Genomic DNA, 12339 nt, shown 5'->3' on the forward strand with positions numbered 1-12339 from the left:
AGCGGAGCGTAGCCATGAGCACAGAGTTCCTGAAGGTCGCCCACGCGGCGCGAGAGGCCGCCGCCGAGCTGGCCCCGCTGCCTCGGGCGCCGAAGGACCGGGCGCTGCGCGCCGTCGCCGACGCGCTGGTCGCGCACGCGGCGCCGATCGTCGAGGCCAACGCCAAGGACGTCGAGCGGGCCAGGTCCCAGGGCACCGCCGAGGCGATGATCGACCGCCTGCGGCTCGACGAGGCGAGGATCGCGGCCATCGCCGAGGCCGTACGCCAGGTGGCCGACCTGCCCGACCCGGTCGGGGAGGTCGTGCGCGGCGCCACGCTGCCCAACGGGCTGGAGCTGCGCCAGCTCAGAGTGCCGCTGGGCGTGATCGGCATCATCTACGAAGGCCGCCCCAACGTCACCGTCGACGCCGCCGCCCTCTGCCTGAAAAGCGGCAACGCGGTGCTGCTCAGGGGCTCGTCCAGCGCCCACTCCTCCAACGCCGCCCTCGTGCGGGTCATGCACGACGCCCTGGCCGGCACCGAGGTCCCGGCGGGGGCCGTGCAGCTCGTCCCCGGGCTGACGCGCGAGTCGGTCAAGGAGCTCATGCGCGCCCGCGGCCTGGTCGACGTGCTGATCCCACGCGGCGGCGCGTCGCTGATCAACTCGGTGGTCGAGGAGTCCACCGTCCCGGTGATCGAGACCGGCGTCGGCAACTGCAGCGTCTACGTCGACGCCGACGCCGACGTCGACCTGGCCGTGCAGATCCTGCTCAACGCCAAGGCGCAGCGCCCCTCGGTGTGCAACGCGGCGGAGACGTTCCTGGTGCACGCCGACGTGGCCGACGCGTTCGTGCCCAGGGCGCTGCGGGCGCTGGCCGAGGCGGGCGTGACCGTCCACGGCGACGCGAGAATCGCCGTGTACGGAGAGGTCGTGCCGGCCACCGAGGACGACTTCCGCGCCGAATATCTCTCGCTCGACATCGCCGCCGCCGTCGTCGGATCGCTGGAGGAGGCGGTGGCGCACATCAGGCGCTACGGCTCGGGCCACACCGACGCCATCGTCACCCGGTCGCAGGGCGCCGCCCGCAGGTTCGTGGCGCTCGTCGACTCGGCGGCCGTGGCGGTCAACGCCTCGACGAGGTTCACCGACGGGGGCGAGTTCGGCTTCGGGGCGGAGATCGGCATCTCCACCCAGAAGCTGCACGCGCGTGGCCCGATGGGGCTGCCCGAGCTGACGTCCACCAAGTGGATCTACACCGGTGAGGGGCATTTGCGCACGTCAGAGGGCACGGTGGTGGCCGGTTAACCGGCGTGTCGGCACGGCCGGCGCCTGACGACGCGGTTTGACTGGGGGCATGGAAATTGTCGTCGCCCTCGCTCTCATGGCCGCGGTGTTGTTCGGCGCCGACCGGCTGCTGCTCCGGCTGGAGAGCCGCGGCCGGGTCAACTGGCGCAGGAACAACCGCAAACGGCTGTCCGAGGCGCCCACGGCCGAGCTCGACAGCATGCTCTCCGACCACGCGCACCCTTAACCTTCGGCGTGCCTCACGCGGTGACTCACGTCACGGCGCTAGGGTTGTGTCCCTTATGGGCACGCCGGGCGGGGAGGGACGGTGAGCAAGCTCGGCAAGGTGGGGCCGTACACCCTGGTCGAGCGGCTCGGCCGCGGTGGCATGGGCGAGGTCTACCTCGCCTCGACCCGTCGTGGCGAGCACGTCGCACTCAAGGTCCTGCACGACCTGGCCGAGGACGAGATCTCGCGCATCAGGCTGGAGCGCGAGGTCCGTGCGCTGCGCAGGGTCGAGAGCCCGTACGTCGCCAAGGTCCTCGACGCCGACCTGGGCTGCGCGCGCCCCTACCTGGTCATGGAGCACATCGAGGGAGTCACGCTGCTCGACCGGGTACGCCAGGACGGCCCGCTCGACGACGCCCAACTGGTCGACATGGCCCAGGGCATCGCGGCGGCGCTGGCCATCATCCACGCGGCAGGCGTCGTCCACCGTGACCTCAAGCCCGGCAACATCATCATGGCCGGCAGAGGGCCGGTTCTGATCGACTTCGGCATCGCCCAGGTGCTCGACGCCACCCGGCTCACCATGACCGGCACGTTCCTCGGCACGCCCGGCTACACGGCCCCGGAGATCTTCGCCGACGAGCAGGTCGACTCGCCCGCCGACGTCCACGCCTGGGCGGCCACGGTGGCGTTCGCGGCGACCGGGCGGCCGACGTTCGGGCGGGGCACGGCCGAGGCGCAGATGTACGCGGTGCTGAACGGGCAGGCCGACCTCAAGGGCGTGCCCGTGCAACTGCTGCCCCTGCTGCGGGCGGCGCTCAACAGGGAGCCGGGCAAGCGGCCCACGGCGGCGTTGCTGGCCGACCGGCTGTCGCGGCTGGCCAGGGCGGCGAGCGGGGCCGATCCCGAGTCCACCCCGGCCGGTGGACGCGCCGTCGAGGCGGCCGAGGAGGGGGGCAAGGGCGCGGCCGTACGCAGCCGTACGACGGAGGACCCGGCGCGCGGGCGGGCCGGTGGCGCGGGCGTGGACGGCAAGGTGCCTCCGCCGCGTGGCCGTACCGGCGCGGACGGCAAGGGCGCGGCGGCGCGCAGCCGTGGCAACGTGGACGGTGCGGCGGCGCGGAGCCGGGCGGGCGCGGACAATCCCGCGGCCCGCAGCCGGGCCAATCCCGACGGTTCCGCCGCGCGCGGCCGGTCGGGGGGCGCCGACGGCTCCGCGGCCCGTGGCCGCGCGGGCACGGACGCCGCCGCGGCACGGAGCCGGGCGGCCGGCACGGACGGGGCCGCTCAGGGCCGGACGAGTGCGGCGAGTGGGGAGGGTTCCGCTCGAAGCCGGGCGGGCGCTGACGGGGTCGCGGCGCGCAGCCGGGTGCAGGCCGAAGGCAAGGTGCCCGCGCCCCGGGGACGCGGGAGCGTCGACGGCAAGGTGACGGGGCCGCGCGTCACCGGGCCGCGTCAGCGGACGGCGGCGGCCGTGCGCGCGAGGGCCGCGGCCAAACCGCAGGACAGGCGGAAAGCGGGCCTTCGCTCCGAGAGGTCCACCACGCTACCCGCCGGCAACGGCGCTCTGCTGCTGCTCGCCGCGCTGGCTGTGCCGTGCGTGGTGACCTCGGTGATCTGGCCGATCGCCTCCATCGCCATCACGGCGGTGCTGGTGGTGCTGACCAGGACCCTCTGGATGAGTCACTGGCTGGTGAGGAAGCGCAGCTCACGGGCCACCCGGGTGGCTCTGCGCGTGCTGCTCTTCCCGTTCGCGCTCGCCGCCGCTGCGGCGACCGCCGCCGTCTGGCCCGGCGTGCCCGTCGCGGTGGCGTCGGGCGGCGCGCTCTGGGCAACCGGTGGCGGTCAGATCGACGCCGACTGGTGGCAGCAGCCCGCGCCCGTGACCGTGGCCGGGGTGGTGTTCGGGATGTTGTGCGGTGGTTTCACCGGGCGCGAGATCGAGCGTATCGGCCAGCGCCTGCCCGATCTGCGCAGGGAAGGGCTGCGCGCACTGGCCGTGCTGGGCGGGTTCGTCGCCCTGTGCGCGGCCGCCGTGCGCGCCATCGCCCTGCTGCTGTGATCCTGCTGCGGTGATCCGGGCTGCCCTGATCGTGCTGTGCAGATCTGTGCTGCTCAGATCCGCCGTCGCGGTGGGCGGCGGATCACGCGGTCGATCACGCTGATCGGCCGCGTGCGGCGCTCCCGTCAGCCCTGGCCGCCGTCGCGGCGGGAGAAGCGGTTGAAGATGCGCTCGCCCGCGTTGACGGCGCCCTCGGCCACGTCGCGCAGGACGCCGATGAACGGGTCCTGCGACTGCTGCCATGACGCGCGGTAGGACTCGGCCGCGGCCTTCATCTCGTCGGTCACCCGGGCGTTGGCGTCGTCTTCCCTGCGCGGGTAGTCGCCGCCGATGATCCGGTCGTATTCGCCGCTGCGCTGCCACTTGTCCAGCTCCGCCACGCGCACCACCGCGAACGGGTGGGTGGTGCCGAGCAGGTTGAGCACCTTGAGGAAGCCGTCGCGAAGGTCGCCCGCGGTGTCGTATTCCTGGTACTGCTCCAGGAACGCCTCGATGTTCATCTCGTGGGTGTAGTCGCCGCCGGCGAGCTTCATCAGCGCGCGCTTGGCCGCCTCGGGGTCCTGCCCCGTGAGCAGGCCGCCGCGGTCGGAGGACAGCTCGGACTTGCGGTACCACTCCTCCAGGCCCGCGACGATCGCGCGCAGGCCGATGTAGCCGAGCGGGATCCAGGCGACGCGGGTGGCGAGGCGGGTGAGGATGTCGAGCATCGTCCGGTAGACCGCGTGCCCCGACAGGATGTGCGAGGTCTCGTGGCCGATGACGAAGCGCTGCTCCTCCTCGTTCATGAGGTTGAGCAGACCGGTGGTCACGACGATGAACGGATCGTCGAAGCCGATGGCCTTGGCCTGGACCTGTGGGTCCTGCTGGACGTAGATCTCGGGGATCCGGTGCAGGTCGAGGGTGTAGGCGGCGTCACGGCCCATGTCGTAGAGCGGGCGGAACTGCGTCTCGCTCACGCGTACGGCGGACGCAAGGTACATCAGACGCAACCGGCGCTCGCTGACGAGGCCGGACATCTGCTTGAGAACTGTGTCGAACCCACTCAACTTACGCAGAGCGACCAGGGCGGACCGGTCTGCGGGGTGTTCGTAGGCTCGGGACGATATGCCGGGCAGTTGGACGCGGTTGCGGTCCGGGGTGGTCGTCATGCCCGGCATGCTACGTCCGCAACGGAAGTGATGCGCGGACATCACTCAGGGGGTGCCATCATGTTGTCGTAAGCCGTCCGCGTAAGGTCCGTTTCATGATGAACGCGCCCGGTGTCCAGGGGAAGCGGCGAGTGGGTGTGATGGGTGGGACGTTCGATCCCATCCACCACGGACACCTAGTCGCGGCCAGCGAAGCGGCCCACCATTTCCATCTCGACGAGGTCGTCTTCGTGCCCACCGGACGGCCGTACCAGAAGTCCGAGCGTGAGGTCTCGGCGCCGGAGGACCGCTATCTGATGACGGTCATCGCGACGGCCTCCAACCCCCGCTTCTCTGTGAGCAGGGTGGACGTGGAACGCCCCGGACCGACCTTCACTATCGACACATTGCGCGATATTTCGGATATTTACGGCCCGCAGACCGATCTTTTCTTCATCACCGGAGCCGACGCCCTCGGCGCCATCCTGGGCTGGCAGGACGCCGACGAATTGTTCGAGCTGGCGCATTTCGTCGGCTGCACGCGCCCCGGCCATACGCTGCACGACCCCGGACTGCCCGACGGCAAGGTGACGCTGCTGGAGATCCCCGCGCTGGCCATCTCGTCGTCGGAGTGCCGGCACCGGGTCGCCAAAGGGGAACCCATCTGGTATCTCGTGCCCGACGGAATCGTGCAGTACATCAACAAACGCGGGCTTTATCACGCAACCGGCTGAAGGTCGTCACGCTGTGGGTGAGGGGTTTCGGCCCGGAAGGGTACGCTCAACGTAAGGCTTGCTGCCGACACAGGAGGACAGACCCGCATCGTGACCGCATCTGACAGATCCGTCCAGCTCGTGCGCATCGCCGCGGAGGCCGCGGCCGACAAGCTGGCCGATGACATCCTCGCATACGACGTGAGCGAACAGCTCGTCATCACCGACGCCTTCCTGCTCTGCTCCGCCACCAACGACCGCCAGGTACGCGCCATCGTCGACGAGATCGAGGACCGGCTGCGCACCGAGGCCGACGTCAAGCCCGTACGCCGCGAGGGCGAGCGTGAGGGGCGCTGGGTGCTGCTCGACTACGTCGACATCGTCGTGCACGTCCAGCACGAAGAAGACCGCACGTTCTACGCGCTCGAGCGCCTCTGGAAGGACTGCCCGGCCATCGCGCTGCCGGAGAGCGTCATGCAGGCCAATCTGCAGCGGGCCCGCAGTTGAGCAGAAGGATCGTGTGTCTGCGTCACGGGCAGACTTTGTGGAACGTCGAGCGGCGCTTCCAGGGCCACTCCGACATCCCCCTCGACGAGACCGGCATAGCTCAGGCGGCCAGGGCAGCCTCGCTGCTCGCTTCGCTGCGTCCGACCCTGATCGTCTCCTCCGACCTCCAGCGGGCCAACGACACCGCGCTGGCGCTCGGGCGGATCGTCGGGCTCGACGTGGCGGTCGACAAGGACTTCCGCGAGCGCGGCGGCGGTCAATGGGAAGGGCTGACGCGTGAGGAGATCGCGGCGCGATGGCCCGACGAATACGCGGCCTGGGAGGCGCCGGACGGTGAACCCGTCGGCGACGTGGCGGCCCGGGTGGCCACCGCCATGCGCAAGTGGGCCGGCCGCCTCGACGACGACGGGCTGCTCGTCGTGGCCTCGCACGGGGCCGCGCTGCGGCTCGGCATCTGCGAGCTGCTCGGGTTGCCGGAGGAGTTGTGGCCGGCGCTCGGCGGGCTGGGCAACTGTTCCTGGTCCGTGCTGCAGGAAGGGCGTAAGGGCTGGCGGCTGCTGGAACACAACGCGGGCACGCTGCCGGAGCCGGTCAACAGTGACGACCGGCCGGAGGCCGTGGCCTGAGGTCCGTACGGCTCGGGGGCCGTACGGCCGTCCTGCGGTGTGCCCGCGCGATTAGGAGAATCGCGGCGGATGGCTATATGCTCTCCGAGCGCCGCAACGGGTGTGCTCGGAGCGGTGATCAGGGGCTATGGCGCAGTTGGTAGCGCGCCTCCATGGCATGGAGGAGGTCTGGGGTTCGAATCCCCATAGCTCCACGTAAGTTGAGAAAATCGAAACCTGCCCCGTCTGATGGCGGGGCAGGTTCGTTTCCGTGGTCATCCGGTCCGGGACTTCAGCGGTGACGTGGGCGAGGATGCTGGCGGCGGGCTCGGCCGGGACCGTGCTGACGTGCTCGTCCTCGCCGATGATGCGGTCGAACAGGGCTCGGTTGAGCATGCGGCGTTCAGCAGGTTCGCACCGGTTGTATAGGTCGGTGAGGAGGTCGTCGATCTCGTCGAGGCCTTCTCGGGCGCTGGCGTAGGTGATGGCCATGGTGTCGAGGCGTGCGGTGATCTGGTCGAGGCTGGTGCGGATGCGTTCTTGCTCGATCTCGAGGAGGTCGAGCGGAATCGCGTCGGCGTAGTGGCCTGGACGAGCTGGAGTCGTCGGCTTCGAGCTTTGTTTCTGTGCTTCGAGTAGTTTGCGTTCGTCGTCGCTGGAGGCTTCGAGCTGGTCGAACACCTGGTGTAGCACTTTCCGAACCCGTTCGGCGTCGCTCTTGGTGAGGTCGTCGGTGTTGTAGGTGGCTTCGATGCGCTGCTCGATCCGGTCGGCGAGGATCGCTGAGCAGGTGCAGGGGTGCGCTTGCGGCGCTGACCGGAGCAGGTGAAGCACTCGTACCGGTCGCCGTTCTTGTCGCGGGGCCGTTCGATCATGAGCTTGGCTCCGCAGGAGCAGCACAGAGAGCCTTTGAGGCAGCGGTCGTACTTCTGGGGCCGTTCCCCGACGGCGTTCTTCGCGCGCCTGGCGGCAGCACAGCGTCTTATGACCTTAGTGGAGCGTCCTGCTAGGAGGGCTGGCGGTTCGCGTCGTTCCAGAACACCCGGGCGTCGGGGCCTCGTGGCTGACAAGAGGCTCCTCGCCGAGATCGCCGGCCACATCGACGCGCCCGTCGACCAGGTCTGGCCGCTGCTTCGGAGCGATCTCGCACTCACCGAGACCGACGGCCGGACGGCGGTCTCCCAGGGTGGATGGTGGTATCGCGGCGAGTGGTCCGCCACACACGATGATGCCGGGACGATCATCGTCCACCGGGTCTACAACGTGGCCCGGCAGATGCGCTGGGGCGTGCCGCTGGCCAACCGATTCTTCATCGGTTTCCCGGACAAGACCCGGTCCGGATTCGAACAGATACTCACCCGGGTGGCTCACGCTCTCGACGCCGACTGGCACTTGCTCGACCAGATCCAGTAGGTCGCGCGTCGCACTGCGTAGAGGGCCGGCTACATGGGTCGAAAGCTAGTCGCAATGTAGATTTGCGCAAGCCGCAGCGAAACTTTTCCTAAACCACGGAGATGGTTTCTTTCACAATTGGATCGGTAGAGATTGGACGTGCGGCCGTGGAGGGCTGGCGGTTCGCTGGCGGGAGGGTGTGTCGGTCGTTGCCTCTTACAGAGCTGTCTTCCGGACGCTGAATACGGGACACTTGGGCATCATGTGGCGCCGGGCGACCTGCGTCTCGACTGGAAGGCGTTCGGCTCGCAGAACGCTTCGCTTCAATGCAGGCGGCCTGAAGATCCGGGTGTACTTCGCCCTGATCGACGCGGCCTGCGGGCGACGCGGCTCAGTCGAGACGCGTTGATGCTGCGTGTGGTTGGGTTCATGCCTGGGGTCACCGTCGCGGGGGCAACCTGCAACGGAACGGGACTCGCGGCCTGACTGCAACGTGTTCAGCCCCGAGTCTGGATGACTCGAACAATCCGACACGTCATATGCCGCTTAAGTCCTCCTCTCCGACATCCCGAAAGTGGCCCGGTAGTCCCTTGGACTCACACCGACCAGTCGACGGAAGTGTGTGCGGAAATTTCCGGTGCTGGCGAAGCCGACTTGGTGCGCGATGCGTTCGACGCTGTGGTCGGTGGTCTCCAGCAACTCCTGGGCATGTCGGATTCGGACGCCGGTCACCCACTCCATGGGACTCTGGCCCGTTTCGGTGTGGAAGCGCCGGGTGAGCGTACGGACGCTCGTATGCGCGGCGTGGGCGATGTCGGCCAAGGCGAGGTCGCGGTGGGTGTTCTTCTCGATCCAGGCCAGTACGCCTTCGAGGGTCGCGGTGGCGTACCGAGGTGGGTTGCGCACGACGAACTGCGCCTGTCCACCGCTTCGGTGGAGGGGCGCCACCGCCAGGCGGGAGGCGTCGGCGGCGACCGCCACGCCGAAGTCACGGCGGATCAGGTGGAGGCAGAGATCTAGGCCTGCCGCCGCTCCGGCGGAGGTCACGATGTTGTCGGCGTCGACGTAGAGCACGTCGCGGTCCACCTCGACAGCCGGATGGCGGCGGGGCAGGGTGTCGGGATTCAGCCAGTGCGTGGTCGCCCGCCGACCATCGAGGAGCCCGGCCTCGGCCAGAGTCAGGGCGCCGACACAGATGGACGCGATCCGGGTCCCCATTGCGGCTGCGGTACGCAAGGCCTCGATGAACAGCGGTGGCGTCGGCACCGTGATGTCGTTGCGGCCGGGCACTACGACCGTGTCCGCACGTTCGAGCTCCTCGAGTCCCGCTCTACCTGGATGCGTATCGGCCCCGCATCGACCACGCTGTCGGCCCCGCACACGACGACGCGGTAGGCCGGTCTCCCATCAGGAAGGCGGGCGCGACCAACACCTCCACCGGCGTGGCCAGATCGAACGCGATCACATTGGCACTGCCAGCACTACGATGGTATGCACATCGCTGATTTTCACACGGTGGAAGGTGTTTCGCCCACTCGCACACGAGCGCTGGGGCATGGCCAGATAAGGGCGGTAGTTGGCCATATGGCCACTAGTCTACCAGTGCCTACTCGCTGAGGATGGACGTATGGATTCCATGCACCCGATGCCAGCGAGACCACTAACGGCTCAAATCCTCGTTCGGGCGGCAACCATAACCGGCCCCCGCCGCCAATGACTGTCAAGGCGCGCGGTCGAGTCGCCGATCCGGCGATGTGACGTGGGCGTGCCTCGACCGAACTGTGATCGGGTTGTCGGGTGTTCGCCTGACATGCCCCCGTGCGGGCCGTCCGTAGGCTCGGAATCGGCCACGGATCAAGCGCGGGGGCGGACGCATGCCTGGCCGCCCGTAGGACGGCAGGCGCCCCCTCGTGCTCCGTCGGACACGGCCTTTCGGCTGTCGTGGCCACCCGGTCAAGGTTCCGCCGCTGTGTTGTGAAGGGTCGCTGATGTCCACCCCATTCCCGCCGCCTTCCGGGCACGGCCCCTCCGGGCCGCCGTACGGGCCTGGCGTGCAGGGGATGCCGGGGCGACAGGGCGGTGGCTTTCCGCCGGTGGGGCCTGGGGGGCCGGGTCCGTGGCAGGGCGGTCGCGGCGGGCCAGGGCCGAGTGGTCCTGGAGGGCCGTGGCCGGGCGGTCCCGGCGGGCCGGGTGGCCGGGGGCGGCCTCCTCGGCGCAACGGCGGCGGGAAGGGGCCGCTGATCGCCATCGTGGCCGTGCTCGCCGTCGTCCTGATCGGCGGGGCGGCCGGAGGGTGGCTGCTGCTCCAGCAGTTCAGCGACGGGCCAGGACCGCCGCCCGACCTGTCCGGCAAGCGGCCCAGACTGGTACGGACGCCCTCGGCGACCCCGGCCGCCGAGGCGGTGAAGCTGCGCCCGATCACCGGGTCCCAGCTCTGCGACGCCGTCCCGGACGCCCTGCGCAAGAGCCTGGTCACCGACGGCAAGTACGGCGGGAGGGACGCGTCGACCGGGGCCGCTGCGGAGGATGACAAGCAGGCGAGCTGCGGATGGCGGAACAGCGAGATGGACGTCGGCGGCGGCGTCATCGGCCATCGCAGCCTGAACATCTCCGTCGAGGCCAAGAGCTCCGGCACACAGAACGCGATCGAGTACGCAAAGGACCGCTTCGAGCGGGACAAGAAGACGCACGACGGGCGGGTCAACGTACGGGACGGGCAGCGGGTCGACGGGAGGACCTCCGGCTCGTCGTTCGGCGAGACCATCAAGCTGGAGTACGGCGACGCCTCGTACAGCCAGAGCTCGATCGGGCACAGCGGCTTGTCCGCCGAGGTGTACGTCCGGCAGGGACCGTGGTTGATCAAGGTCAGGTACGGCGGCAGCAACCGTTCCGGCCGGAAGTACCCCTCGGGCGACGAGGTGCGGGCCGCGGCCGGCAAGGTCGCCGAGCGCATCACCGCGGAGATGGCCAAGGACGCCTCGAAGGTCAAGGTCGGAGGGCCCTGCGGGATACTCAGCGTCGCGGACGTGCAGTCGGCGTTCTTCCCCGCGGTCACCGGGCCGTCCGTGGGCGACAACGACGGGCGCATCAAGCAGACCACCTGCACTTGGACCATCCAGGAGGCGGTCAAGCACGAGCCGGGCCAGGAGTACACCGCCAGGGGCGGAAGCCTGCGCGTCCACGTCGTCGACTGGGGGAAGGACGGCAGCAGCGGGTCGGACTTCCAGTTCGGCCGTGATGCCAAGAAGTACGACCGCTACCGCGCCAAGGGCGGCATCGGCAACAGCGTGAGCCACACCACGTACGGGCCCAGGGAGGAGCTCTCCGGGCTCGGGGAGAAGGCGTTCGCCGTGGTGTCCTCGACCACCAGGCCGGGCGAGCAGGACAAGGAACCCCGGCAGGAGTTGCTGATCAAGGTTCTGTCCGGCGAGCGTACGGTCGAGTTCACCTTCGGGGGCACGACGGCCGGCGGCGGCATCGTCGAGGCCGACGACTACGAGAAGCCGGTCTTCGAGCCCGCGGTCGCCAAGACCGCAGTGACGCGGCTGGCCACGACGTTCGTCGCCGGACTGAAATGACCGGCGGCGCGGAGGGGCCCGGCGCCGCGGGCGGGCGGCGCCCCGGGCGCCCGTTCGTGGGCGCCCGGGGCTGACCGCCGCGGTCACGAGCCCGCCGGCGGACAGGGGGTTGCCCGCCCGGCGGGGGAAGCGTGCTGGAGGGGCGCCGCCCATCCAGCACGCACTCCTCACGCCCACGCGCCGCCGGACGTCTCCCCCGGGGGATCTTCGTGCGCGCTCGCGGCAGGCGCCACGCGCGGCCGGAAGGTCGAGCGGCCCGGGGTGAGGCATCCGGCGGGCGCTTGCAGGGGTGGTGCGGGCGTGGGCCGGGTGCTACGCGCATGACGCTCGCGCGGTTCAAGCGCGTGCCGGCGGAACCGGTGTGCGCCTGCGGACGCGACGGCTTGTGAGCGCTGGGGCAAGAGGGGCGAACGGGTAACCATCCATAGATACCGCACGCGAAACTAATTTTCCACATTTACTGCGAGATGGAAAATTTCTTCCTACATCGCTTGACCTGGGCGGTTAACACTGGGAAAGCTGTGGCGGGACAGCTGCAGCGTGAAAGGACCCTCATGGTGACTGTCCGCGCGTTCGTGCCGGGCGACGAACGCCCCCTGGTGGACGCCTGGAACCGAAGCATGCCAGGAGACCCCACCACCTCAGGATGGTTCCGTGACTGCGTGCTGCTCGACCCCAATTTCGACCCCGAGGGCCTGCGGGTGGCCGTGGTGGACGGGCGGGTGGCGGGCTCCGCCTACGCCGTCCGCAGGCTGACGCCCCTCGCCCCCGGCACCGATCTGGAGCCGGAGACCGGCTGGATCCCGTTCTTCTTCGTCACGCCCGAGCACCGGGGTGGCGGGCTGGGGCGGCGGCTGATGGG

Annotated in this window: 11 protein-coding genes and 1 tRNA gene; 10 read left to right on the forward strand and 2 right to left on the reverse strand. The window is 69.7% G+C overall.

Going from position 1 to position 12339, the window contains the following annotated elements:
* Positions 1 to 14: 14 nt before the first annotated feature.
* The 3 genes from GUY59_RS29755 (at position 15) to GUY59_RS29760 (ending at position 3555) form a co-directional block, all read left to right on the forward strand.
* Positions 15 to 1286: a glutamate-5-semialdehyde dehydrogenase gene (locus GUY59_RS29755; RefSeq protein WP_138205444.1), complete on the forward strand. Its 1272-nt coding sequence runs from the start codon at positions 15 to 17 to the stop codon at positions 1284 to 1286.
* Positions 1287 to 1335: 49 nt separating this feature from the next.
* The gene (locus GUY59_RS47745; RefSeq protein ID WP_171055535.1) at positions 1336 to 1512 is read left to right on the forward strand and encodes a hypothetical protein; all 177 of its coding nucleotides are present in this window, start codon (positions 1336 to 1338) and stop codon (positions 1510 to 1512) included.
* Positions 1513 to 1593: 81 nt separating this feature from the next.
* Positions 1594 to 3555: a serine/threonine protein kinase gene (locus tag GUY59_RS29760; RefSeq protein ID WP_138205442.1), complete on the forward strand. Its 1962-nt coding sequence runs from the start codon at positions 1594 to 1596 to the stop codon at positions 3553 to 3555.
* A gap of 125 nt (positions 3556 to 3680) precedes the next feature.
* On the opposite strand, the gene GUY59_RS29765 is transcribed toward GUY59_RS29760, so the two are convergent.
* A complete protein-coding gene (locus GUY59_RS29765) occupies positions 3681 to 4712 on the reverse strand; it encodes a M48 family metallopeptidase (protein WP_171055534.1) in 1032 nt (343 codons plus the stop codon).
* A gap of 86 nt (positions 4713 to 4798) precedes the next feature.
* On the opposite strand from GUY59_RS29765, the gene nadD reads away from it, so the two are divergent.
* From nadD to GUY59_RS29790, 5 genes are all read left to right on the forward strand, one after another.
* A complete protein-coding gene (gene nadD / locus GUY59_RS29770) occupies positions 4799 to 5416 on the forward strand; it encodes a nicotinate-nucleotide adenylyltransferase (protein ID WP_138205440.1) in 618 nt (205 codons plus the stop codon).
* Between the two features lie 90 nt (positions 5417 to 5506).
* Positions 5507 to 5902, forward strand: a complete 396-nt coding sequence (rsfS, locus tag GUY59_RS29775) for a ribosome silencing factor (RefSeq protein WP_138205438.1) — start codon at positions 5507 to 5509, stop codon at positions 5900 to 5902.
* A complete protein-coding gene (locus GUY59_RS29780; RefSeq protein ID WP_138205436.1) occupies positions 5899 to 6528 on the forward strand; it encodes a histidine phosphatase family protein in 630 nt (209 codons plus the stop codon). Before rsfS ends, GUY59_RS29780 begins: the two co-directional genes overlap by 4 nt.
* Positions 6529 to 6649: 121 nt before the next feature.
* A tRNA-Ala gene (locus GUY59_RS29785) sits at positions 6650 to 6722 on the forward strand.
* An 844-nt stretch (positions 6723 to 7566) separates the two neighbouring features.
* Complete coding sequence (locus GUY59_RS29790) at positions 7567 to 7920, forward strand: hypothetical protein (RefSeq protein WP_138205434.1); 354 nt, start codon at positions 7567 to 7569, stop codon at positions 7918 to 7920.
* 525 nt (positions 7921 to 8445) lie between these two features.
* Here GUY59_RS29790 and GUY59_RS50905 read toward each other — a convergent pair.
* Entirely contained in the window at positions 8446 to 9189 is a 744-nt protein-coding gene (locus tag GUY59_RS50905; RefSeq protein ID WP_442939027.1) for a GlxA family transcriptional regulator, read from the reverse strand.
* A 959-nt stretch (positions 9190 to 10148) separates the two neighbouring features.
* Here GUY59_RS50905 and GUY59_RS29800 point away from each other — a divergent pair.
* On the forward strand, positions 10149 to 11477 hold the full coding sequence (locus GUY59_RS29800) for a hypothetical protein (RefSeq protein ID WP_161714763.1): 1329 nt from the start codon (positions 10149 to 10151) through the stop codon (positions 11475 to 11477).
* A gap of 554 nt (positions 11478 to 12031) precedes the next feature.
* A partial coding sequence (locus tag GUY59_RS29805; protein ID WP_161714764.1) for a GNAT family N-acetyltransferase occupies positions 12032 to 12339 on the forward strand: 308 nt, incomplete at its 3' end.

This window comes from Nonomuraea sp. K271, from assembly GCF_009908215.1.
GTDB lineage: Bacteria > Actinomycetota > Actinomycetes > Streptosporangiales > Streptosporangiaceae > Nonomuraea > Nonomuraea longispora.